The 22,520-nt window shown below is 71.2% G+C and carries 25 protein-coding genes; 14 read left to right on the top strand and 11 right to left on the bottom strand.

Features of this window, described 5'->3' with window-relative positions; genetic code table 11:
• Positions 1-7 precede the first annotated feature (7 nt).
• A complete protein-coding gene (locus FM051_RS28220; protein ID WP_158848525.1) occupies positions 8-223 on the top strand; it encodes a DUF397 domain-containing protein in 216 nt (71 codons plus the stop codon).
• Here FM051_RS28220 and FM051_RS28215 read toward each other — a convergent pair.
• Entirely contained in the window at positions 183-1,457 is a 1,275-nt protein-coding gene (locus tag FM051_RS28215; RefSeq protein WP_158848523.1) for an MFS transporter, read from the bottom strand. The two genes, FM051_RS28220 and FM051_RS28215, sit on opposite strands and share 41 nt — an antisense overlap.
• Before the next feature lie 69 nt (positions 1,458-1,526).
• On the opposite strand from FM051_RS28215, the gene FM051_RS28210 reads away from it, so the two are divergent.
• The 3 genes from FM051_RS28210 to FM051_RS28200 all read left to right on the top strand — a co-directional run bounded on the left by FM051_RS28210 (position 1,527) and on the right by FM051_RS28200 (position 4,448).
• Positions 1,527-2,189 (top strand): response regulator transcription factor, encoded by a 663-nt coding sequence (locus tag FM051_RS28210; protein WP_158848521.1) that lies wholly within the window; start codon positions 1,527-1,529, stop codon positions 2,187-2,189.
• Positions 2,179-3,096 carry a sensor histidine kinase gene (locus FM051_RS28205; protein WP_238412694.1) on the top strand — a complete coding sequence of 306 codons (918 nt, stop codon included), beginning with the start codon at positions 2,179-2,181 and terminating at the stop codon, positions 3,094-3,096. The genes FM051_RS28210 and FM051_RS28205 overlap by 11 nt, the downstream gene beginning before the upstream one ends.
• 62 nt (positions 3,097-3,158) lie before the next feature.
• Positions 3,159-4,448: a DUF2079 domain-containing protein gene (locus tag FM051_RS28200; RefSeq protein ID WP_158848519.1), complete on the top strand. Its 1,290-nt coding sequence runs from the start codon at positions 3,159-3,161 to the stop codon at positions 4,446-4,448.
• On the opposite strand, the gene pdxH is transcribed toward FM051_RS28200, so the two are convergent.
• Together pdxH and FM051_RS28190 are read right to left on the bottom strand one after the other, a co-directional pair.
• Positions 4,445-5,101 carry a pyridoxamine 5'-phosphate oxidase gene (gene pdxH / locus FM051_RS28195; protein ID WP_158848505.1) on the bottom strand — a complete coding sequence of 219 codons (657 nt, stop codon included), beginning with the start codon at positions 5,099-5,101 and terminating at the stop codon, positions 4,445-4,447. The genes FM051_RS28200 and pdxH overlap by 4 nt on opposite strands.
• A gap of 171 nt (positions 5,102-5,272) precedes the next feature.
• Entirely contained in the window at positions 5,273-6,013 is a 741-nt protein-coding gene (locus FM051_RS28190) for an urease accessory protein UreD (protein ID WP_238412693.1), read from the bottom strand.
• A gap of 77 nt (positions 6,014-6,090) precedes the next feature.
• On the opposite strand from FM051_RS28190, the gene FM051_RS28185 reads away from it, so the two are divergent.
• Positions 6,091-6,612 (top strand): DUF4232 domain-containing protein, encoded by a 522-nt coding sequence (locus FM051_RS28185; RefSeq protein WP_158848503.1) that lies wholly within the window; start codon positions 6,091-6,093, stop codon positions 6,610-6,612.
• Here the strand turns inward: FM051_RS28185 and ureG are convergent.
• From ureG to FM051_RS28160, 5 genes are read right to left on the bottom strand one after another with little or no spacing between them, the layout of a single operon-like run.
• Complete coding sequence (gene ureG / locus FM051_RS28180; protein WP_158848587.1) at positions 6,582-7,268, bottom strand: urease accessory protein UreG; 687 nt, start codon at positions 7,266-7,268, stop codon at positions 6,582-6,584. The genes FM051_RS28185 and ureG overlap by 31 nt on opposite strands.
• A gap of 4 nt (positions 7,269-7,272) precedes the next feature.
• On the bottom strand, positions 7,273-7,923 hold the full coding sequence (locus FM051_RS28175) for an urease accessory protein UreF (RefSeq protein WP_158848501.1): 651 nt from the start codon (positions 7,921-7,923) through the stop codon (positions 7,273-7,275).
• Positions 7,923-9,620: an urease subunit alpha gene (locus FM051_RS28170; RefSeq protein ID WP_158848499.1), complete on the bottom strand. Its 1,698-nt coding sequence runs from the start codon at positions 9,618-9,620 to the stop codon at positions 7,923-7,925. The genes FM051_RS28175 and FM051_RS28170 overlap by 1 nt, the downstream gene beginning before the upstream one ends.
• Positions 9,617-9,928, bottom strand: a complete 312-nt coding sequence (locus FM051_RS28165; protein ID WP_077005571.1) for an urease subunit beta — start codon at positions 9,926-9,928, stop codon at positions 9,617-9,619. The genes FM051_RS28170 and FM051_RS28165 overlap by 4 nt, the downstream gene beginning before the upstream one ends.
• A 10-nt stretch (positions 9,929-9,938) precedes the next feature.
• On the bottom strand, positions 9,939-10,241 hold the full coding sequence (locus tag FM051_RS28160; RefSeq protein ID WP_077005572.1) for an urease subunit gamma: 303 nt from the start codon (positions 10,239-10,241) through the stop codon (positions 9,939-9,941).
• A 183-nt stretch (positions 10,242-10,424) separates the two neighbouring features.
• Here FM051_RS28160 and FM051_RS28155 point away from each other — a divergent pair, with 183 nt between their 5' ends.
• The 6 genes from FM051_RS28155 to FM051_RS28130 all read left to right on the top strand — a co-directional run bounded on the left by FM051_RS28155 (position 10,425) and on the right by FM051_RS28130 (position 15,148).
• Positions 10,425-11,537 carry a citrate synthase 2 gene (locus FM051_RS28155; protein WP_158848497.1) on the top strand — a complete coding sequence of 371 codons (1,113 nt, stop codon included), beginning with the start codon at positions 10,425-10,427 and terminating at the stop codon, positions 11,535-11,537.
• Positions 11,538-11,676: 139 nt separating this feature from the next.
• Positions 11,677-12,810, top strand: a complete 1,134-nt coding sequence (gene serC, locus FM051_RS28150) for a phosphoserine transaminase (protein ID WP_158848495.1) — start codon at positions 11,677-11,679, stop codon at positions 12,808-12,810.
• Positions 12,811-12,881: 71 nt separating this feature from the next.
• Positions 12,882-13,133 (top strand): ATP-binding protein, encoded by a 252-nt coding sequence (locus FM051_RS28145; RefSeq protein ID WP_202919055.1) that lies wholly within the window; start codon positions 12,882-12,884, stop codon positions 13,131-13,133.
• Positions 13,134-13,266: 133 nt separating this feature from the next.
• The gene (sepH, locus tag FM051_RS28140; protein ID WP_158848493.1) at positions 13,267-14,181 is read left to right on the top strand and encodes a septation protein SepH; all 915 of its coding nucleotides are present in this window, start codon (positions 13,267-13,269) and stop codon (positions 14,179-14,181) included.
• A 168-nt stretch (positions 14,182-14,349) separates the two neighbouring features.
• The gene (locus FM051_RS28135; protein ID WP_158848491.1) at positions 14,350-14,724 is read left to right on the top strand and encodes a hypothetical protein; all 375 of its coding nucleotides are present in this window, start codon (positions 14,350-14,352) and stop codon (positions 14,722-14,724) included.
• A complete protein-coding gene (locus tag FM051_RS28130) occupies positions 14,717-15,148 on the top strand; it encodes a hypothetical protein (protein ID WP_158848489.1) in 432 nt (143 codons plus the stop codon). Before FM051_RS28135 ends, FM051_RS28130 begins: the two co-directional genes overlap by 8 nt.
• Here the strand turns inward: FM051_RS28130 and FM051_RS28125 are convergent, their stop codons facing one another.
• Positions 15,149-15,376 carry a hypothetical protein gene (locus FM051_RS28125; RefSeq protein WP_158848487.1) on the bottom strand — a complete coding sequence of 76 codons (228 nt, stop codon included), beginning with the start codon at positions 15,374-15,376 and terminating at the stop codon, positions 15,149-15,151.
• A gap of 166 nt (positions 15,377-15,542) precedes the next feature.
• Between FM051_RS28125 and FM051_RS28120 the strand changes: the two genes are divergently transcribed.
• On the top strand, positions 15,543-17,243 hold the full coding sequence (locus FM051_RS28120; protein ID WP_238412692.1) for an ABC transporter ATP-binding protein: 1,701 nt from the start codon (positions 15,543-15,545) through the stop codon (positions 17,241-17,243).
• Entirely contained in the window at positions 17,240-19,102 is a 1,863-nt protein-coding gene (locus FM051_RS28115) for an ABC transporter ATP-binding protein (RefSeq protein WP_202919054.1), read from the top strand. The genes FM051_RS28120 and FM051_RS28115 overlap by 4 nt, the downstream gene beginning before the upstream one ends.
• Before the next feature lie 18 nt (positions 19,103-19,120).
• Here the strand turns inward: FM051_RS28115 and FM051_RS28110 are convergent, their stop codons facing one another.
• Both FM051_RS28110 and FM051_RS28105 read right to left on the bottom strand, forming a co-directional pair.
• Positions 19,121-19,744, bottom strand: coding sequence for a DUF2537 domain-containing protein (locus FM051_RS28110; RefSeq protein WP_158848483.1), 624 nt, complete (start codon positions 19,742-19,744; stop codon positions 19,121-19,123).
• Positions 19,745-19,780: 36 nt separating this feature from the next.
• Positions 19,781-20,557 (bottom strand): TrmH family RNA methyltransferase, encoded by a 777-nt coding sequence (locus FM051_RS28105; RefSeq protein ID WP_238412691.1) that lies wholly within the window; start codon positions 20,555-20,557, stop codon positions 19,781-19,783.
• A gap of 206 nt (positions 20,558-20,763) precedes the next feature.
• Here FM051_RS28105 and FM051_RS28100 point away from each other — a divergent pair, with 206 nt between their 5' ends.
• A complete protein-coding gene (locus tag FM051_RS28100) occupies positions 20,764-22,263 on the top strand; it encodes a glutamate-cysteine ligase family protein (RefSeq protein WP_158848479.1) in 1,500 nt (499 codons plus the stop codon).
• The last annotated feature ends 257 nt before the right edge of the window (positions 22,264-22,520 follow it).

Here is a 22,520-nt window from a genome sequence, read left to right as displayed (position 1 = left end):
TGGGCGGATGACCCTGTGGCGTAAGAGTTCCCGGAGCGAAAGCACCGCCAACTGCGTCGAAGTCGCATGGCGCAAGAGTTCTCGCAGTGCCAGCAGCGCCAACTGCGTCGAGGTGGCGCACGCCGAAGAGCGCGTGTCGGCACGGGACTCCAAGAATCCTGTGCCGACCATCGCCGTCCCGGCTAGTTCGTGGGCGCGGTTCCTGCGACAGCTGCAGGCGTGAAGCGGTAGCGCCTGATCGCCGGGATCGCGAGCACGGCCACCGCCGTGGCGACCACGACCGCGACACCGCCGAACGCGGTCGCGGTGCCGGCGCCGATCAGGGCGCCCGTGGTGCCGTGGAGGAGGTCGGCGAGCCTTGGTCCTCCCGTCACGACGACGCTGAACACGCCCTGCATCCGGCCGCGCATCTCGTCCGTCGCCGCCGCTTGGAGGATCGCGCCGCGGAACACCATGCTGATCATGTCCGCCGCGCCGCCGATCGCCAGGAACACCACGGCAAGCCACAGGGCGTGCGACAGGCCGAAGCCGATCATCGCCACCCCCCATGCCACGACCGCGAACACGACAGCCATGCCGTGCCGGTGCACCCGTGACGTCCAGCCGGACATCAGGCCGCACAGCACCGCGCCCAACGGGATCGCGGCGAACAGGAAACCCAACGCCGGCCCACCACCCGGCGGGTCGCCGAAGGTGTTCTCGGCCATCTCCGGGAACAGCGCCCGCGGCATGCCGAAGACCATCGCGATGATGTCCAGCAGGAAGCTCGCCATCAGGATCTTCTGCAGCGCCAGGTACTTGAAACCGTCGACGACGTCCCGCAGACCGGCGCGCCGGGACGTGCCGCTCAACGGCGGCAGCGGCGGGAGCTTCCAGACCGCCCAGATGGTGAGGGTCAGGGCGATGGCGTCGGCCAGGTACAACGTCGACAGGCCGACCACCGGCATCAGGGCGCCGGCCAGCATGGGACCGAAGACACCGCCGAACATCATCACCGTCGAACCCAGGGCGGAGGCGGCGGGAAGCTGCTCGGTGGGCACGAGGCGGGCGATCGACGCGGTGCGCGCGGGCGCGTTGGCGGCGAAGAAGATCTGTTGCAGGCCGAGCAGCACGATCACCAGCCACACCGAGTTCGCGTGGAACGCCGCCTGCAACCACAGGAACACCGACGTCACCGCGATACCGGTGTTGGTGAGAACGAGCAGCTTGCGGCGGTCCACGACGTCCGCGATCGCGCCGCCGTACAACCCGAAGATCAGCAGGGGCACCAACGCCACACCCGCCGACACGCCCACCCAGCCCGACGACCCGGTCAGGTCGTACACCTGCTTGGGCACCGCCACCGCGGTCAACTGGCTGCCGACGGCCGTGACCACGGTCGACAGCCACAGCCTCCGGAACGCGACGACCTTCAGCGGCCTGGTGTCGATCGCGATCTTCCCCAGCACTCTCCGCACGGTCGTTAGCGTACGGCAACTAACAAGTTCTCCACCGAGATCCGGGACACCGTCCGTAGGCTGCACGGTGTGCGACTGCTCGTGGTCGAGGACGAGGTCCGGCTGGCCGAATCCCTGAAAGCGGGACTGGAGGCCGAGGGGTACGCGGTCGACCTCGCGTTCACCGGGCCCGACGGGCTGTGGATGGCCTCCGAACACTCGTATGCGGCGATCGTGCTGGACATCCTGCTACCCGGTCTGAACGGCTTCCGCGTCTGCCGGCGATTACGGGTGGCCGGCGACTCCACGCCGATCCTGATGCTCACCGCCAAGGACGGTGAGCTGGACGAGGCCGAGGCGTTGGACACCGGCGCCGACGACTTCCTGTCCAAGCCGTTCTCCTACGTCGTCTTCCTGGCCCGGCTGCGCGCCCTGATCCGGCGCGGCGGCTCGAACCGGCCGAGCGTGCTGCGGGTCGGCGGCGTCGAGCTGGACCTGGCCAAGCGGGAGTGCCGGTCCGACGGCGTGCTGGTCCCGTTGTCGGTCAAGGAGTTCAGCGTGCTGACCTTCCTGCTGTCCCGGCCGGGCGAGGTGGTCAGCAAGGCCGAGATGCTGGAAGGGCTGTGGGACTTCGCCGCCACGCCCGACCCGAACCTGGTCGAGGTCTACGTCAGCTCGCTGCGGCGCAAGCTCGGCCGTGACGTCATCCGCACCGTGCGCGGCGCGGGATACGTGGTGGCCCGTGCTGGATAGGTTCCGGATCGCGTTCGCCGCCTTCGTGGTCTCCGGCGCGTTGATGGCGGGTGGTGCGGGGTGGCTGCTCGAACAGATGGAGCGGCAGATCGTCGCCAGTGTCGACGAGCCCGCCACCACGGTCCGCATACCCCAGGCAGGGCGGTTCGAGGTCCGTGTGGTCGCGCCCGCCGACGTCGACAGGACAGCCGTGAACGCCGTCCGCGAGGTGTTCCAGACCGTGGTTCCGCTGGCGGCGCTGCTGATCGGTGTGCTGGTGTGGCTGGCGTTGACCACGAGTGACACGTTCGTCCGGCTGAACGACGCGCTGGAGCGGCAGCGGCGGTTCACCTCGGACGCCTCGCACGAGTTGCGCACGCCGTTGGCCTCGGCGCGTACCCAGTTGGAGGTGCTGCTGGCCCACCCGGACCGGGTCGACTGGCGGCGGACCGCCGAGAACACCGTGCTCGACCTGGACCGGATGCAGGCTGTCGTGACGGACCTGCTGTTCCTGGCGCGGTTGGAGGGTCCGGTGGCCGCCGGGCGGGTGGACCTGGCGGCGCTGGTGGGGGTGCCGGGGCCGGTCGAGGTGATGGGCGACCGGGCGCACCTGGAACGGATCGTGCGCAACCTGCTCGACAACGCCGAGCGGCACGCGTCGTCACGGGTCGAGGTGACGGTGACGGTCGAGAGCGGCGGCACGGCGGTGCTGCGGGTCGCGGACGACGGGCCGGGCATCCCCGAGGCGGACCGCGAACGGGTCTTCGAGCGGTTCGTCCGGCTCGACGAGGGCCGTGCGCGGGACGACGGCGGCGCCGGGCTGGGGTTGGCGATCGTGCGCGAGGGCGTGCTCGCGCACGGCGGCACGGTCGGGATCGAGGACAGCGACCAGGGCACGGTGGTGGCGGTGCGGCTCCCCCTCGCCTGAACCTGAACGGGTCTTCAGGTGGTTTCAGGTCCGGTTCAGGGCGGTCCACCGACGCTGCGGTCGTGCTCACGCAGCCCCGGATCACGGTTCGCCCGGCGTACGTCGTCGCGCTCGGCTTGTCCGCCGTCTACACCTCGTACTCGCTGTGGCGGCACCACTCGTTCCAGAGCACCGGGTTCGACCTGGGCATCTTCGAGCAGGCCGTCCGCTCCTACGCCGCCGGGCGGTGGCCGACCGCCGACCTGAAAGGCCCCGGTTTCCCGCTGCTGGGCGACCACTTCCACCCGGTGCTCGCACTGCTCGCGCCGGTGTACCTGGTGGTGCCGAGGGCGGAGACGTTGTTGGTGGCGCAGGCGTTGCTGCTCGCCGTGTCGGCGGTTCCGGTGACCAGGTTCGCGGTGGACCGGCTGGGGCCGCGCGGTGTGGTGGTCGGGGTGGCGTACGGGTTCTCGTGGGGCCTGCACAACACCGTCGCGTTCGACTTCCACGAGGTGAGCTTCGCCGTGCCGCTGCTGGCGTTCTCGCTGGAGGCCCTGGCACGGGAGCAGTGGAGCCGGTCGGTGGCGTGGGCGTTACCGCTCGTGCTGGTCAAGGAGGACCTGGGGCTGACCGTGGCGGCGATCGGCCTGTACCTGGTGTGGCGCGGGGTCGGGCGCGGGTGGGCCGTCCCGGCATTCGGGGTGACGGCGTTCGGGGTGACGGCGTTCGCCGTGGTCGTGTTCGCGGTGTTGCCGGCGGTCAACCCGGCGGGCGGCTACCCGTACTGGGGGCAGCTGTCGGAGATGGGCGGGTCGGGGTGGCTGCGTGCGCTCACCGTGTTCGCCCTGCTCGTGCCCACCGGGTTCCTGGCGGCGCGATCGCCGTTGATCGCCATCGCGGTGCCCACGCTGGCCTGGCGGTTCGCCTCCGGCAACCCGGCGCACTGGGGCATCGAGCACCACTACAGCGCGGTGCTCATGCCGGTGGTGTTCGTCGCGTTCCTCGCGGCGGGTCCGCGCAGGGTGTGGGTGTGCGCGGCGGTGACGGCGGTGTTCACCCTGGTCCTGCTGCTGCGTCCGGCACCTCAGCCGGTGTGGGACGCGGCGCAGCGGGCGGACGCGGCGAGGGTGTTGGCGATGATCCCCGACGACGCCGACGTGGCCGCGTCGAACCGCCTCGCGCCCCACCTCACCGGACGCTGCCGGGTGTCGTTGTTCCCGCGCGTGCTCGACGCCGAGTGGCTGGTCGTGGCACGGCCCGCACCGGGCTGGCCGGTGCCGGCCGACGAAGAAGAGCGGCTCACGAGAACGGCCTCCGCCACCCATCGGATGGTGGCGGAGGCCGGTCACATCGTGCTGTTGCGCCGTGACTAGGGCGCGATGCGCTGCACTTCCCAGCCGTCGCGGCCGAGGCGGAAGCGGAGGCGGTCGTGCATGCGGTCGCGGCGGCCCTGCCAGAACTCGACCTCTTCGGGCCGGATGCGCCAGCCGCCCCAGTGCGGGGGCACGGGTACCCGGTCGGCGTCGGCGAACTGCCGCTCGATCTTGTTCAGCGCGCTTTCCAAAGTGGAACGTCCGCCGACGACGCGGGACTGCGGCGACGCCCAGGCGCCCAGCTGCGAACCACGCGGCCGGCTCTCCCAGTACCGCGCGGTCTCGGCGGGGCCGACCTTCTCGACCGTGCCGCGCACGTGGGCCTGCCGCTGCATCGCGAACCACGGGAACGTGGCCGACGCGTACCGGGTCGCCATCAGGTCGTGGCTCTTCGCCGACGTGTAGTTGGTGAAGAACACCAGGCCCCGCTCGTCCAGGCCCTTGGCGAGCACGGTGCGGGACGACGGGCGGCCTTCGGGGTCGGCCGTCGCGAGGACCATCGCGTTCGGCTCGGGCAGACCGGCGCCGGCGGCCTGGTCCAGCCACAGCTGCAACTGTTCGTGCCAACTGGCCGCCAGGTCGCTCTCTGTGAGCGAACCCTGCTCGTAGGACACGCGCATCGACGGCAAAGCGATGTTCGTCGTCTCCGACATCCCGACCTCCCGGAGCGTAACTTCGGCCTGGCCAAGGCACTTGTGGCACCTAGCGATCCAGCGACCGTACGGGTTTCCCGCCCGAGGCGAAACCGCCCGCACGGTGATGACCGCCACCCGATCCGTGACTTTCGGTGTGATCGGCCCCTCGGAATCGAGTACGAGATCGAGTCAGAAGAGGTCACCCGATCCGGGGTGTTTACCGCGTGCGATGTCGAGCGCGCGTTCGACGGTCACCGCGTCGTCGGCCACGGCGGTCGTCAAACTGCCGCCCCGCGCCAGCGGAACGAGCGACCACCAGTCCTCTGAAACCGCTCCCGGAAGGTCTTCGCCCCAGCACAGCAGCTCCGTGCCGAGCACTCTCCGCCCCGCCAGACCGGCCGGGCTCCCGTCCACTTCGGGCGTTCCCACATGAGATGTCTGTTTTATTACCGGACCGTTTCTCCGCACGTCGAGAGTGGTGCTGAGCAAGCCCGACCGCTCGTTCAGCCGGCCCGAAACGAGAATTTCCCGCGTGCGCAGCCGCGCGTCTTCCGCCATCTCCGCCCGGAACACCGCTTCGTGGCACGCCCGCGCGGTGATGACGGTCGGCTCCGGCAGGTATTCCAACGACGCGCCCTCGGCCAATTCGACCTGGACGAGCGCACGGCTGCCGCCGGGGTGCCGGCCGGGCAGCGCGAGCGTCGCCGCTACTCCGCGCAACTCCAGCGACGCACCGGGCCCGACCCGGATGCGCAACTCCAGGTCGTCACCGCCCAGCGGAGCGGTGACCGAACTCACCAGGTGCACGAGCGCCACTTCGTCAGGTCCACGACGCGGGACCAGGCGCAACGGCGCCATCGACCGCATCTCGCGCACGACGGTTCGACCGTTCGGGTCGCATTCGACGACCAGGTGAGCCCGCGCCCTCACCGGAGCAACCCCTGTGACCCCCGGCACGTCTTGAGACAGGGCGGGGTTTCCGCCCACGGATCTCGGGGGAGATCGTGATGAGGAGATTTGTCGCTGCCGTCGCGGCCGTCGCGGCGGTGTTCGTCACCGGGGGAGCTGCCGTCGCGCAGCCGGACGAGGTCGCCACGTGCGGGTCGGCGGACCTCGACATCGGGTTCGGCCGCGTCGGCGGCGCGGCGGGCACGGTGTACCGGGAGGTCGTGTTCACCAACCGGGGCCTGCACACGTGCGTGCTGCGCGGCTTCCCGGGCGTGTCCTATGTGGACGCCGAGGGCGATCAGGTCGGCGCCGCCGCCGCACGGGTCGGCGAACGGGGAGCGCTGCTCACCCTGCCGCACGGCGGCACGGCCACCTCGGACGTCGGGTTCGCCCAGGTCGACAACTTCGACCCGGACGTGTGCCTCAAGACGCCCGTGTGGGGCATCCGCGTGTTCCCGCCGGACGAGACCGTGCCGCTGTACCTGTCTCTTCTGGACCAGCCGATGGACGACCAGTACGGCTGCGCGGGCGACGTCAGCCCGTTCGGCAATCAACTGACCGCCGCGAGCGTGCGGAGCTGAGCGCGCACCCAGTCGGCCACCGCGGGCGCGTCCGGCGTGTCCACAAGGGACTGGCTGATCACCGGTAGCTCCCCGCGCATCCGGTGGGCGTCGGCCGTCATGATGCCGAGGTCGGCGCCCACCATCGGCGCGAGGTCGGTTTTGTTGATCACCAGCAGGTCCGCGGTGGTCACACCGGGGCCGCCCTTGCGCGGCACCTTGTCGCCGCCCGCCACGTCGACCACGAAGATCTGCCGGTCGACCAGGCCGCGGCTGAACACGGCGGTCAGGTTGTCGCCGCCGCTCTCGATGATCACCAGCTCCAGGCCGTGGAACCGGTGTTCCAGCAGCTCCACCGCGTCCAGGTTGGCGGTGATGTCGTCGCGGATCGCGGTGTGCGGGCAGGCGCCGGTCTGCACGGCCTCGATCCGGTCGACGTCGAGCACCCCCGTGGCACGCAGGAAGTCGGCGTCCTCGGTGGTGTAGATGTCGTTCGTGACGACGGCGAGGTCGACCGACTGACCCAGTGCCCGGCACAGCGCGGCGGTCAGCGCGGTCTTGCCGCTGCCGACCGGTCCGCCGATGCCGATGCGGACCGCGCGGTGGGAGTGGTCGTGTTCGCCGTGGTCGTGGGGGTCGTGCCCTGGGTCGGTGGGGTCGAAGTTCACCGGGTGCACGTGGTCAGCTGACAAAGAGACGCACCTCTTCGGAGTGGTGTCGGTCGTGCGCCTCGGCCAGCAGGTCGAGGCCGGGCGCGCTGGGCGAGGGGAGGTCTTCGGGCAGGGTGTCGGCGTGGTCGGCGGCCATCGCGGCCACCGCGTCGATCTCGGACGAGAGGTGCGCCAGGATCGCGTTCACGCCGAACGGGTCCAGGCCGAGCAGCCGGATCGCGCCGGTCGCCGGTCCCGTCACCGCGTGGTACGCCACGGTCTGCGCGGCCTCGAACGGGTCGCCGACCAGCGCGCCGACGATGACCGGGTGGTGCGGCCGTGGCGTGACGCGCAGCAACTCCGTCAACACGGGTGACGGCCACGCCCGCTTCGCCGCACGCGCGATCCCGCGCCCCTGCACGCGTGAGGCGTTCCGCTGGGCGGGCGACGGCGTCCGGGCGTCGAACTCGGCGTCCAGCTCCGCGTACCGGCCACGCGTGGCGGCGGACGCGAACACCGCGCTCAACGCCCCCGCCGTGCGCAGCCTGCCGACGAGGAACGACCGCAACGACGGCTCGTCGGTGACCAGCTTGCGGGCGACGGCTTCCTCGAGGCCGCCCGAGTGGACGTGACCGCCGCCGGGGAAGCGGGAGTCCGCGATCATCAACGCCGCGAGGTTCATCAGAACAGGAAGTAGCGCTGCGCCATCGGCAGCCCGGACACCGGCTGCGGCTCGACCAGCTCACCGTCGATGCGCACGGCGAAGCTGTCCGCATCCACCTTGACCTGCGGCATCGCGTCGTTGAGCACCATGTCGGCCTTGGTGACGCCACGCGTGTTCCCGACCGGGACGAGCGGCCGGGCCAGCCGGAGCATGTCCGCCAGGTCCGCGTCGATCGCCTCCCGCGACACGAAGTGCACGCTGCTGCGCGCGGCCGAGTAGGCGCCGAACATCGGCCGGGCGAAGATCGGCTGCGGGGTCGGGATGGACGCGTTCGCGTCACCCATCGCGGCGTGCGCGATGAACCCGCCCTTGAGCACGATCGACGGCCGCACGCCGAAGAACTTCGGCTCCCACAGCACCAGGTCGGCCAGCTTGCCGACCTCGACCGAGCCGACCTCGTGGTCGATGCCGTGCGCGATGGCCGGGTTGATCGTGTACTTGGCCACGTACCGGCGGGCGCGCAGGTTGTCCGGCAGGTCGCCGCGCCGCTTCTGCATCACGTGCGCGGTCTGCCAGGTGCGGATGATGACCTCGCCGACCCGGCCCATGGCCTGCGCGTCCGAGCTGATCATGGAGATCGCTCCCATGTCGTGCAGGATGTCCTCGGCCGCGATCGTGGTCGGCCGGATGCGGCTCTCCGCGAACGCCAGGTCCTCGGCCACCGACGGGTTCAGGTGGTGGCACACCATCAGCATGTCGAGGTGTTCTTCGAGCGTGTTGACGGTGTGCGGGCGGGTCGGGTTGGTCGACGACGGCAGGATGTTCGGCTCGGACACCACCTGGATGATGTCCGGCGCGTGCCCGCCGCCCGCGCCCTCGGAGTGGTAGGCGTTGATCGACCGGCCGCCGATGGCGTCCAGGGTCGACTCCAGGAACCCTGCCTCGTTCAGCGTGTCGGTGTGGATGGCGACCTGCACGCCCGACTCGTCGGCGACGCGCAGGCACGCGTCGATCGCGGCGGGCGTGGTGCCCCAGTCCTCGTGCAGCTTGAACCCGCCCGCGCCGCCGACCAGCTGTTCGCGCAGCGCGTCCTCGCGGGTGGTGTTGCCCTTGCCGAGCAGCATCACGTTGACCGGCATGTGGTCCATCGAGGCGAGCATCCGGCCCAGGTTCCACGCGCCGGGCGTGACCGTGGTGGCCTTCGTGCCCTCGGCCGGTCCGGTGCCGCCGCCGATCAGCGTGGTCAGGCCGGACGCGATCGCGGTGTCCACGATCTGCGGGCAGATGAAGTGCACGTGGCAGTCGATGCCGCCGGCGGTGAGGACCTTGCCGTTGCCGGAGACGATCTCGGTGCCCGGTCCGATGACCAGCTCCGGGTCGACGCCGTCCATCGTGTCGGGGTTGCCAGCCTTGCCGATGCCGACGATCCGGCCGTCCCGCACGCCGACGTCCGCCTTGACCACACCCCAGTGGTCGAGCACGACCGCACCCGTGATGACCAGGTCCGGCGCGCCCTCGGCGCGGGTGGCGACACCCTGGCCCATCGACTCGCGGATCACCTTGCCGCCGCCGAAGATCACCTCGTCGCCGGAGCCCGCGCCGCGGCTGCGGTCCTCGGTGACCTCGATGAGGATGTCGGTGTCGGCGAGCCGGATCTTGTCGCCGGTCGTCGGGCCGAGCAGTTCCGCGTAACGGCGCCGGCTGATCTCTGTCACTTGTCCAGCTCTCCCGCCCACTCGGGCCGCAGACCGGGCACGCGTCGCGCGCCGGCCAGCGGGACCAGGGTCACCTCGCGTTCGACGCCCGGCTCGAACCGCACCGCCGTGCCCGCCGGGATGTCCAGCCGCTTGCCCCACGCGGCCTCCCGGTCGAACTCCAGCCCGGGGTTGACCGCGGCGAAGTGGTAGTGCGACCCGACCTGCACCGGGCGGTCCGCGGCGTTGACCACGACGAGCGTGGTGCGCGGCCGTCCGGGGTTCAGCTCGACCGGCTCGTCGCCGGTGATGATCTCGCCAGGACGCATCGGCCCCTCCTCACACGATCGGGTCGTGCACGGTCACCAGCTTGGTCCCGTCCGGGAAGGTCGCCTCGACCTGCACGGACTCGATCATCTCCGGCACGCCGTCGAGGACCTGGGCGCGGGTCAGCACGTGCCGCCCGCTGTCCATCAGCTCGCTGACCGAGCGACCGTCCCGGGCGCCTTCGAGCACGTGGTCGGTGATGAGCGCGACCGCCTCCGGGTAGTTCAGGACGACGCCGCGCTCCAGCCGCCTGCGCGCGACGTCGGCGGCGACGTGGACCAGCAACTTGTCCCGCTCGTGCGGCGTCAGGTGCATGGGGGTGGTCTATCACGTGAAACGCCACGACCGCCGCACGGAAACAAGGGCTTAACGATCATCTTTCCTCTGAATCGGTTCCTTGATCGTGACCGACGACACGCGCACCCCCGATTGCCAGCGGGTCTTCCGGGGAGCAAGGTTTCTCCAACTCTTTACTTTCGCCGAGAAGGAGCGCACAGCGTGGTGCAGACCGAGGACGACGGTTTCCGGCCAGGTCTAGAGGGCGTGGTCGCCTTCCGCACCGAGATCGCCGAGCCGGATCGCGACGGTGGCGCCCTGCGCTACCGCGGCGTGGACATCGAGGACCTGGCGGGCCAGGTCACGTTCGGCAACGTGTGGGCGCTGCTGGTGGACGGGCGGTTCGGGCCCGGCCTGCCGCCCGCCGAGCCGTTCCCCATCCCGGTGCACACCGGTGACGTGCGGGTGGACGTGCAGGCGGCGCTGGCCATGGTCGCGCCGATCTGGGGCTACCAGCCGCTGCTGGACATCAGCGACGAGCAGGCGCGCGAGCAGCTGGCGCGGGCGTCGGTCATGGCCCTGTCGTACGCGGCGCAGTCCGCGCGGGGCATCGGGCGGCCCGCCGTGCCGCAGCGCCGGATCGACGAGTGCACCACCGTCACCGAGCGGTTCCTCACCCGGTGGCGGGGCGAGCCGGACCCGGCGCACGTGAAGGCGCTGGACTCCTACTGGGTGTCGGCGGCCGAGCACGGGCTGAACGCGTCCACGTTCACCGCCCGGGTGATCGCCTCCACCGGGGCGGACGTCGCGGCGGCCATGTCGGGCGCGATCGGCGCCATGTCCGGCCCCCTGCACGGTGGCGCGCCGGCGCGGGTGCTGCCGATGATCGAGGAGGTCGAGCGGACCGGCGACGCGCGGGCGTTCGTGAAGGGCATCCTCGACCGGGGCGAGCGGCTGATGGGCTTCGGCCACCGGGTGTACCGGGCGGAGGACCCGCGGGCGCGGGTGCTGCGGCGGACGTGCCTGGAGCTGGGCGCGACCCGGTACGAGGCGGCGAACGCGCTGGAGCAGGCGGCGCTGGCCGAGCTGCGCGAGCGGCGGCCGGACCGGGCGATCGAGACCAACGTCGAGTTCTGGGCCGCGGTGATCCTGGACTTCGCCCAGGTCCCGCCGCACATGATGCCCGCGATGTTCACCTGCGCCCGGACCGCCGGGTGGTCGGCGCACATCCTGGAGCAGAAGCGCACCGGCCGGCTCGTGCGGCCGTCCGCGAAGTACGTCGGGCCGGGTCCGCGCAAGCCGTCCGAGGTGGAGGGCTGGGCCGAGATCGCCTGACCCTGCGTAGTCGAGGCGTTCCGCCGTTCGTGACGGAAGACACCCGGTTGTCACCGTTCGGCCACTCGGCTGCAACACTGGAGACCCCGGCAACGGCGCCGGTCGTGCCGACCCCCTCCCCGTAACCGGAGGCTTCGCGATGACCCAGACCGCCGACCCGACCACGTTGGTCCTGCCCTCCGACCTGCTGCCGTCCGACGGCCGGTTCGGCTGCGGGCCCTCCAAGGTCCGTCCCGAGGCCCTGGCGGCCCTCGCGGCCGAGGGCGCCGCGCTCATGGGCACCTCCCACCGGCAGAAGCCGGTGAAGTCCCTGGTCGGCTCGGTGCGCGCCGGTCTGCGGGAGCTGTTCTCGCTGCCCGAGGGCTACGAGGTGGTCCTGGGCAACGGCGGCACCACCGCGTTCTGGGACGCCGCCGCGTTCGGCCTCGTGCGCGAGCGCGCCCAGCACTTCACCTACGGCGAGTTCTCGTCGAAGTTCGCCAAGGTGACGTCCGACGCGCCGTTCCTGGGTGACTCGATCGTGGTCAAGGCCGACCCGGGCAGCGCGCCGGAGATCACCTACGCCGAGGGCGCCGACCTGGTCGGCTGGGCGCACAACGAGACGTCGACCGGTGTCGCGGTGCCCGTCAGCCGGCCCGCCGGCTCCGACGGCGCGCTGGTCGCCATCGACGCCACCTCGGCCGCGGGCGGCCTCCCGGTCGAGGCGTCGGACTACGACGTCTACTACTTCGCGCCGCAGAAGAACTTCGCCTCCGACGGCGGGCTGTGGATCGCGCTGATGTCGCCGGCCGCGCTGGAGCGCGTCGCGGAGATCGGCGCGTCGGGCCGCTGGGTGCCGGAGTTCCTGTCGCTGACCACGGCGCTGGACAACTCCACCAAGGACCAGACGTACAACACGCCGTCGCTGGCCACGCTGTTCCTGCTGAACCACCAGATCGAGTGGATCCTGGGCAACGGCGGCCTGTCGTGGGCCGTGGAGCGCACCGCCGACTCGTCGTCGCGGCTGTACTCGTGGGCGGAGTCCACTTCGTACACGACCCCGTACGTGGCCGACCCGGCGCACCGCTCGCAGGTCGTCGGCACGGTCGACTTCGACGACTCGGTGGACGCGTCCGCGGTGGCGAAGGTGCTGCGCGCCAACGGGATCGTGGACGTCGAGCCGTACCGCAAGCTGGGCCGCAACCAGCTGCGGGTGGCCATGTTCCCGGCGGTCGAGCCGACCGACGTGAGCACGCTGACCAAGGCCGTCGACTGGGTCGTCTCCAAGCTCTGACCCCGTCCACCGGTGTGGGGGTCGTCCCGTTTTCGGGGCGACCCCCACACCGTTTTCACGCGAGCGACCCGGTGCGGTTCGACCTGCTGGTCGACCAGGTGCTTCGGGAAGCCGCACTCGGCGCCGTGCCGCCCGACGACGTGGTGCCCGGCCTGTTCGAGCCGTTCCGCCGGCTGCCCGGCACCACCACGTCCGGCACCACCACGCCCGGTGCCGGCTTGGGGCTGTCCATCGTCCGCTCGATCGCGCATGCTCATCAGGGCACGGTCAGCGCGCAGGCCATCCCGGACGGCGGGCCGGCCGTCGAGGTGAACCTTCCGTAACGGACGTGCGGACACCACCGACATACGGCAAGATCACGTGAAGATATCGGTGAACACGGCGAGTCTCCCGCGTCAAGGCGGCACGCCGCATTAACGTCAGTACCTGGCGAGGTGAGTCATTCGGGAGGCCATGATGCGAGCGTTGCGAGTCATCGGGCTCGAAGACGACGGTAAGTCCGTCATCCTAGAGGACCCGGATCGCGGCGAGCGCTTCGTGCTCCCCGCTGACGAACGGCTGCGCGCGGCGGCGCGAGGCGACCTCACCCGACTCGGTCAGATCGAGATCGAGGTGGAGAGCCAGATGCGGCCGCGGGAGATCCAGGCCCGCATCCGCGCAGGTGAGTCCGTCGCGCAGGTCGCGGCGGCGGCCGGTCTGCCGGCCCACCGGGTCGAGCGGTACGCGTACCCCGTGCTGCTGGAGCGGTCCCGCACGGCCGAGCTGGCGCAGCGCGCCCACCCCGTCCGCGAGGACGGGCCGGACGTGCAGACGCTCGGCGAGGTCGTGGCGCACTCCTTCGGCCTGCGCGGCCAGGAGTACGCGGACGTGAGCTGGGACTCGTGGCGCGGCGAGGACGGCCGGTGGGTCGTCCAGCTGCACTGGACCGCGGGCAGGTCGGACAACCTGGCGCACTGGGCGTTCCACCCCGGCGCGCAGGGCGGCACGGTGACCGCGTTGGACGACGGGGCCATGGAGCTGATGGACCCGAACCCCAACCGGACGCTGCGCACGGTCCGGCCGGTGACCCAGCTGGCCCGCCAGGCGTTGGAGGTGGAGAAGCAGCCGGAGCCGGAGATCCTCGCCCGCGAGGAGCCGACCCCGCCGCCTCCTCCGCCCCCCGTGCAGGAACCGCTGCCGGTGGCGGAGCCGGCACCGGTCGCCGAGGAGCCGCCGGCACCCGCGCCGGCACCGACCCCGCAGCAGCCCGCGGCCGGTGCGAAGCCGCAGCCGGCCCGCAAGGACGCACCACCCAAGCGCGGCAAGAAGAACCACCCGATCGTGCCCTCGTGGGAGGACGTCCTGCTGGGCGTCCGCTCCACCCGCGGCTAGCACGGGTCGAACCACCGGGAAGGGCCTCCGCCGAAGCGGGGGCCCTTTTCGCGTAGTCGAAGACCAAGCGCCTCCGCAAGCCATGAACCGTCCCCACACCGAACCGGCGGTGGCCGGACCCAATCACAGGCGGTTTACCGCCGGTGATCAAGCGGGTAACCGGGCGTCATGGTGGGACGACTGGTCGTCGGGGCCGCGCTGGGCGCCGGGTTGGGTGCGGCCTGGTGGGGGCTGCGCGAGTTCATCGCATCCGGGGCCGTCTGCTCGAAGGACGACTGGGACTGCCTGGCCGTCGGCCTGATCGCGATGCCGGTCAGCCTGGTGGTGGGCGTGCTGCTGGCGTGGATCGTGCTGAAGGCGGCACGCCAGGATCGCCCGCTCGGGTACGCGGCGGTCGGCGTGACGTTCACCGCCGCCCTCACCCTGCTGACCGTGTGGGTGTCGGTGCCCGCCGGGTCCGTCGCCGCCGGGGTCATCGGGTTCGTGCTGGCCGCACCGGTGACAGCACGGCGCCCGGTCGGTCACACTGCTGCACGTGACTGACACCCCGCGCCGCACGGTGGGCGGCTTCGCCTTCAAGGTGCTCCTGCGCGTCGTGGTGTCGGCCGTCGTCGGTTCCGCGGTGCTCGTCGCGTGGATCTGGGCCTACCGCGCCGGGATGCTCGACAAGGTGGTCAACATGACCAGCCTGGGCGAGTTCATCCTGTTGATCGTGGTCGGTCTGCCGATCGCGCTGCTGGTCAGCGCGTTGCTGGTCGGACCGCTGCTGTGGCTGCTGAAAGTCCGACCGGTGTGGCCGATCGTGATGATCGGGCCGATCCTGCTGGGCCTCGCGCACTACTTCGAACTGCCCGAGCAGTTCTCCGAACTCGGCGACAAGTGGACCATCCTCACCCTGCTGGCCGGCGCGAGCTACGGCCTGGCCGGGCTGATCACCGCGCCCACCATCCTGCGCGAGAAGAAGTAGCTACTCCGGCTGCGGCACGTCGTCGAGCACCGCTTCGTCGAACCCCTCGAACCGGCACCAATCGGCGGCTTCATCACGGCTGATCGGCCTGGCACCCTCGGGTCGGGGGCCGCCCACCACGTCCCAGCCGTCCGGCGCGAGCACGTGCAACCGCCCGCCGCGCACCGCCAGCAGTCGGCCGCGGGGGAACGCCATGGTCGGCTCGGCACGGAGGAACCGCACGTTCATCTTGACCTCCACCTAGATCGAGCTTGCAGGGTCGAACGAGGGAAAACCGGATGCCGATTGTCGGTCCACCTTCGTACCGTCAGGGTGGACCGGAGGGGGACTCGTGTCGGAAGAACGTACTTCCACAGCCGCCGCAGTGCGCAGGCTGTGGCCGTACCTGAAGCCCGTGCGCACACCAGTGCTGCTGGCGATCACGGCCACCATGCTGGCGATGATGTGCGGCCTGGGCATCCCGCTGATCACCCAACAAATCGTGGACGGCCCGATCGCCGCCCGCGACCTGGGCGCGTTACCGCTGTTCATCGGCGTCATCGTGCTGCTCGGCTGCGCGGAGGCCGCGCTGTTCTACGCCCGGCGCAAGCTGATCGCCGGACCGGCGTCGGACGTCGAGGCGCGGATGCGGGCCGAGCTCTACCACCACCTGCAAGACCTGCAGGTGGCCTTCCACGACCGGTGGCAGTCGGGGCAGCTGCTGTCCCGCGCCACCACCGACCTGACCCAGGTGCGGCGGTTCGTCGGCTTCGCCGTGATCTTCCTGGTGGTCAACAGCCTGATCGTGCTGACCGGGCTCGGCGTGCTGTTCTGGCTGTCGCCGGTGCTCGGCCTGGTCGTGCTGGTGACCACGCTGCCGCTGGTGGCGCTGTCGTACCTGTTCGAGACGAGGTTCAAGGTCGTCGCACGCCGGGCGCAGGACCAGTCGGGCGACCTGACGACCGTGGTCGAGGAGTCGGTGCTGGGCATCCGGGTGCTCAAGGCGTTCGGCCGCGGACCGCACCTGACCAGGCGGTTCATCCGGCAGGCCCGGGAGCTGCGGGACACGGAAGTGGCGAAGGTGCGGATCTTCGCCCTGCTGTGGGCCGTGCTGATCGTGCTGCCGGAGCTGGGCATCGCGGGCCAGTTGGCGTTCGGCTCGATCGGTATCGCGAACGGCACGCTCACCGTCGGCACGCTCGTCGCGGCCATCACGGTGAGCGCTTACCTGCGCTGGCCGGTCGACTCGATCGGGTGGTTGTTGGCGGAGACGAACTCGACCGCGTCGGCGCTGGAGCGGTACTTCGAGGTGATCGACGTCGAGGTGACCGTGACCAGCCCGGCGAACCCGAGGCCGGCGGCCACGCCGGTGCGCGGTCACGTGCGGTTCGAGGGCGTGCGCTACCGGCACCCCGGCGCGGAGCACGAGGTGCTGCGCGGTGTCGACCTGGACATCCGGCCGGGCGAGACGGTGGCGCTGGTAGGCGCGACCGGCTCGGGCAAGACGACCGTGACCGCGCTGGTGCCGCGGCTGGCGGACGTCACCGGCGGCCGGGTCACGCTCGACGGCGTCGACGTGCGCGAACTTGACCTGGAGGAGCTGCGCCGGATCATCGGCACGGCGTTCGAGGAGCCGATCCTGTTCTCCGCGAGCGTCACCGAGAACGTCGCGCTGGGTGCGAAGGACGTGAGCGAGGAACGGGTCCGCGAGGCGTTGAAGGTGGCGCGGGCCGAGGAGTTCGTGGACGCGCTGCCGTGGGGCCTGGACACCCGGATCGGCGAGCAGGGCCTGTCCCTGTCCGGCGGTCAGCGGCAGCGGCTGGCGTTGGCGCGGGCGGTCGTCGGGCACCCGGCGGTGCTCGTGCTGGACGACCCGCTGTCCGCGTTGGACGTCCACACGGAGGCCGAGGTGGAGGCCGCGCTGCGGCGCGTGCTCAAGGGCGTGACGGCGCTGGTCGTCGCGCACCGGCCGAGCACGGTGCAGCTGGCCGACCGGGTGGCGATGCTGGTCGACGGCCGGATCGCGGCCACCGGCACGCACGCGCAACTGTTGGCGGACAACGAGGAGTACCGCAACCTGTTGTCCACTATGGAGGATGAGGAGGTGGCGGCGTGACCACCACTGCTGTGCAGCGGGAAGAACAGGACCAACCGGCCGGGCAGGGCGAGGAGGCGTGGCGCGGCGTCGCCGCCGAGGACGTCGAGGTCGACTACGCGACCGGGGTGAAGTTGCAGGCCCGGTCACGGCGGCTGCTCGGCGAACTGCTGCGCCCGCACACCAGGGCGGCGATCCTCGCGCTGGTGATCGTGGTGGCGGAGAACCTGGTCAACCTGGCCGGTCCGCTGCTGATCGCGGCGGCCATCGACGCCGGGGTGCCCGCCGCGCTGGACGGCAGGCCGGACGTCCTGGCGTGGTGCGTCGGCGGGTACGTGGCGGCGGCGATCTCCGCGACGCTGCTGCGCTGGTCGTTCGTCCGGCTCACCGGCCGGATCGGCCAGGACATGCTGCTGGTGCTGCGGGAACGCGTCTTCCGGCACGTGCAGCGGCTGTCCGTCTCGTTCCACGAGAAGTACACCTCCGGCAAGGTCATCTCCCGGCTGACCAGCGACGTCGACTCGTTGCAGGACCTGGTCGAGGAGGGTCTGGACGGGTTCTTCAGCTCGATATTGTCGCTGCTGGGCATCTCGGTGGTGCTGCTGTACCTGGACGTGCCGCTGGCGCTGGTGGTGCTGTCCGGGTTCCTGCCGCTGATCCTGCTCACCCGCTGGTTCCGCCGCCGTTCCGGCAGCGCCTACCGGCACACGCGCGGCGCGATCGCGAAGATCATCGTGCAGTTCGTGGAGACCATGAACGGCATCCGCGCGGTGCAGGCGTTCCGCCGCGAGTCGCGCAACGAGAAGATCATGGGCGAGCTGAACGGCCGGTTCCGCGACGCCAACACCGAAGCGATGGGCGTGATGGCGGCGTTCACCTCATCGGTGCGGATGATCGGCAACCTGTCGCTGGCGGTGATCCTCGCGTGGGGCGCGCTGCGGGTGGCGAACGGGCAGCTGGAGCTGGGTGTGCTGGCCGCGTTCACGCTGTACGTGCGGCGGTTCTACGACCCGTTCGACCAGCTCGCGATGTTCGCCAACGCCTACGCGTCGGCGACGGCGGCGCTGGAGAAGATCTCCGGCCTGCTGGAGGAGCGGCCGGAGGTGCGGGAACCGGAGGAGCCGACGCCGCTGGGCGACGTGCGTGGCGCGGTGCGGTTCGACCGGGTCGAGTTCCGGTACTCGGAGTCGACGCCGGTGGTGCTGCCGCCGTTCGACCTGACCGTGCCCGCCGGGCAGACCGTGGCGCTGGTAGGCGCGACCGGCGCGGGCAAGTCCACCCTGGCCAAGCTGGTGGCGCGGTTCTACGACCCGTCCGCGGGCTCGGTGCTGCTGGACGGGGCCGACCTGCGGTCGGTGGCCGACGCCGAGTTGCGGCGCGCGGTCGTGATGGTGACGCAGGAGAACTTCCTGTTCGACGGGTCGGTGCTGGACAACATCGCGCTGGGCCGTCCGTCGGCGACGCGGGACGAGGTCGAGGCGGCGGCACGGGCGGTCGGCGCGGACACGTTCATCCAGGCGCTGCCCGAGGGCTACGACACCGACGTGCGCAAGCGCGGCGGGCGGCTCTCGGCCGGGCAGCGGCAGATGGTGGCGTTCGCGCGGGCGTTCCTGGCCGCGCCGGCGGTGCTGGTGCTCGACGAGGCGACGTCCAGCCTGGACGTGCCGACCGAGCGGCTGGTGCAGGGCGCGTTGGAGACCGTGCTGGCGGACCGCACGGCGTTCATCATCGCCCACCGGCTGTCGACCGTGCTGATCGCCGACCGGGTGCTGGTGCTCGACGGCGGCCGGGTGGTGGAGGACGGCACGCCGGAGGAGCTGATCGGCGGGGACGGGCGGTTCGCAGCGCTGCACACCGCGTGGCGGGACTCCCTGGCCTGAGTTCTGGAGCCCCGCGTCTTAAAGCAGGGTCAGCAGGAGGGAGAGCCAGGCAACGAGAACGCCCGCGACCACGCCGTAGGCGACCCACCGCCACACCGGCGTGTTGCGGGCCAGCCACACCGAGGGGGCGATGCCGCCGACCACCAGGACGTTCGCCAGCAGCGCGAGCCACTGGCTGGTCTCACCCAGGCCCACCGACAGGGTGAACACGGTGAACGTCACCACGGCGGCGGTGATCAGGCTGACCGTCAGGCCGGTGCCCCAGGGGGTTTCCTCCTGGGGCACCCGCTCTTCGGCCTCCGGCTCGTCGACCGGCTCGGCGGTGTCGGCCGGCTCGGTGGGCGCGTTCGGGACGTCCACGACGACCAGTTCACCGGTCGCCGGGTCGGTGTACTCGACGGGCGTGCCCATGTCGGCGGCCAACCGGCCGGCCAACTGGTGTCCGCGCCTGGTCACGAGGGCGATCGCCGCGCCGTCCGACGGCGCGTCGGTGCGCAGCACCGCGTCGGCCACCTTCGCCCACTCGTGCAGCGCGTCGGCGAGGCCGGCGCCGAGCGGGAGGGTGTGCGGGTCGACTTCCCGCTCGCCCGCGTCGTCGCGGCCGGCGAGCACGGCCCTGCCGTCCTGCACCCGCAGTTCCACCTACGTCCTCCTCTGCTCGATGTGAACGTAGCGTGTTCAGGCGATCGCGTAGAAGGCGATCGCGGCGGCGGTGGCGACGTTCAGCGAGTCGACCCCGTCCGCCATGGGGATGCGGACGGCGACGTCGGCCGCCGCGATGGCTTCGTCGGTGAGGCCAGGTCCCTCGGATCCAAGCAGGACGGCGACCTTCCGGCCACGCAGACCGGCGTCGGCCAGGTTCAGCGAGTCGGCGCGCGGGGTGAGTGCGGCGACCGTGAAACCGTTGCGCCGCAGCAGGTCGAAGCCTTCGGGGAGGTTCGGCATCGAGGCGAACGGCACGCGCAGCACGTGGCCCATCGACACGCGGACGCTGCGCCGGTACAGCGGGTCGCTGCACCCCGGGCCGAGCAGCACGCCGTCGATGCCGAGCGCGGCGGCGTTGCGGAACAGCGAGCCCAGGTTCTCGTGGTCGCCGACGCCCTCCAGCACGGCGAGGCGGCGTGACGACGCGATGAGGTCCGCCGGGTCGGGCTGGGGTGCGCGGTCGGCGGCGGCGAGCACGCCCCGGTTGAGGTGGAAGCCGACCACCTCGGCCATGACCTCGGCGGACGTGACGTACGCGGGCGCCGGGAGGTCTCCGAGGGCTTCCACGCGGCGGCGCACGCCGAGCAGCGCGCGCACCGGGTAGGGCGACTCGAGGAGGCGTTCGACGACCACCACGCCCTCGGCGATCACCAGGCCCCGGCCGCCGGGGCGGTCCGGGCGGCGGTCGGCCGTCGACAGGTCCCGGAAGTCGTCCAGCCGGGGGTCCGCCGGGTCGTCGATCTCGATCACGGCAGCAGTGTCCCACTTTCCAACATGTGAACACCCCTCGCAGATCGGGGCGCGCGAACACAGGCCCACAACCAGCAAGTTCTTGCTTATTGTTACCAGCATGTGACAGAGAGCACCGATTTGGGCGTTGGCGGGCAGGTGGTTGCTGTGTCACGGTTGGCCTCCGCTAAGCCCGCCGGAGCAGCCCTACCGACTTGGGAGGCGGCATGGGTACGGATGTGTCCAGTCGGACGTTCACCAGGGAGGACCGCCGGCGCTACCGCGAGCGCATGCAGCGGTGCATGGACGCGCTGGGGACCATGCTGGCGGAGGAGAGCTTTTCCTTCCCCCGGCAGCAGATGGGGCTGGAGATCGAGCTGAACCTGGTCGACCGGGCGTGCCGGCCCGCGATGGCCAACTCCGAGGTGCTCGAGAAGATCGACGACCCGTCGTTCACGCTGGAACTGGGTCAGCACAACCTGGAGGTCAACGTCCCGCCGCGCGAGCTGGCCGGGAACGAGACGCTGGACCTGGAGAGGGAACTGGTCTCCACGCTGGCGTCGGCCGACGACAAGGCGCACGACGCCGGGACGTCGATCGTGATGATCGGGGTGCTGCCGACGTTGCGGCACGAGCACCTCGACCGGCGGTGGCTGTCGAACCAGCCGCGGTACACGACGTTGAACGACCAGATCCTGGCCGCGCGCGGCGAGGAGGTCGTGCTGTCGATGGAGGGCGCGCCGCTGCCGGGGCGGGCGGGCGAGAAGCTGTCCAGCTATGCCGAGTCCATCATGCCGGAGGCGGCCTGCACGTCCGTGCAGCTGCACCTGCAGGTCGCGCCGGACGATTTCGCGGCGCACTGGAACGTGGCGCAGGCGTTGGCCGGGGTGCAGGTGGCGATCGCGGCGAACTCGCCGTTCCTGCTCGGGCGGGCGTTGTGGCACGAGACCCGGATACCGCTGTTCCTGCAGGCCACGGACACGCGCACGCAGGAGCTGAAGAACCAGGGCGTGCGGCCTCGGGTGTGGTTCGGTGAGCGGTGGATCACGTCGATCTTCGACTTGTTCGAGGAGAACGTGCGGTACTTCCCGGCGTTGCTGCCGGAGACCGGTGACGAGGACCCGTTGGACGTGCTGGGGTCGGGTGGGACGCCGTCGTTGACCGAGCTGCGGTTGCACAACGGGACCGTGTGGCGGTGGAACCGGCCGGTGTACGACGTGGTCGACGGCGTGCCGCACCTGCGCGTGGAGAACCGCGTGCTGCCGTCCGGGCCGACGGTGCTCGACACGATGGCCAACGCGGCGTTCTTCTACGGCGCGCAGCGCGCTTTGACCACGCTGGAACGTCCTTTGTGGACCCAGATGTCGTTCCACGCGGCGGAGGAGAACCTGTACGCCGGTTCGCGGCACGGCATGGGTGCGCAGCTGTACTGGCCGGGCGTCGGCTGGGCCCCACCGGACGAACTCGTCCTCCGCCGCCTGCTGCCGCTAGCGCACGACGGCCTGCGCGCGTGCGGCGTGTCCGACGAGGCCCGCGAACGCTACCTCGGGGTGATCGAGGCGCGGTGCCTGGCGCGGCGCACGGGGTCGCTGTGGCAGCGCGAGACGGTGGCGCTGCTGGAGGAGCGGGGCGCCGACCGGGACGCCGCGCTGAACGCCATGCTCGGGCGCTACGTCGAGCTGTCGCACGCGGGCGAGCCCGTGCACACCTGGCCCGTGGGCCTGTAACCCGCCGCCCCGAACGCCTGCAGCCCACCCTGGACCTGCCCGCCGCGTTGTCGGGGCGCGGCGGGCACCCTGCCCCACCGCTCCCGACACTCCGTACGCGAACGTGACCACACGCGCCCCACCCGACAGCCACCCTGCACGATCCCGGCACTGGTCCGGCCTGGGGCCGCGAGTCCCAGGCGGTGCGTCCCAGGGCGGTGTGTCGTCCTGTGTCCTGTCGGATCCTGGGGGTGGATCCTGGCGCGGTGGGGCCTTGG

It is taken from the genome of Saccharothrix deserti, from assembly GCF_009769385.1.
Taxonomy (GTDB): Bacteria; Actinomycetota; Actinomycetes; order Mycobacteriales; family Pseudonocardiaceae; genus Actinosynnema; species Actinosynnema deserti.
This window is presented reverse-complemented; position numbering and strand designations above follow the sequence as displayed.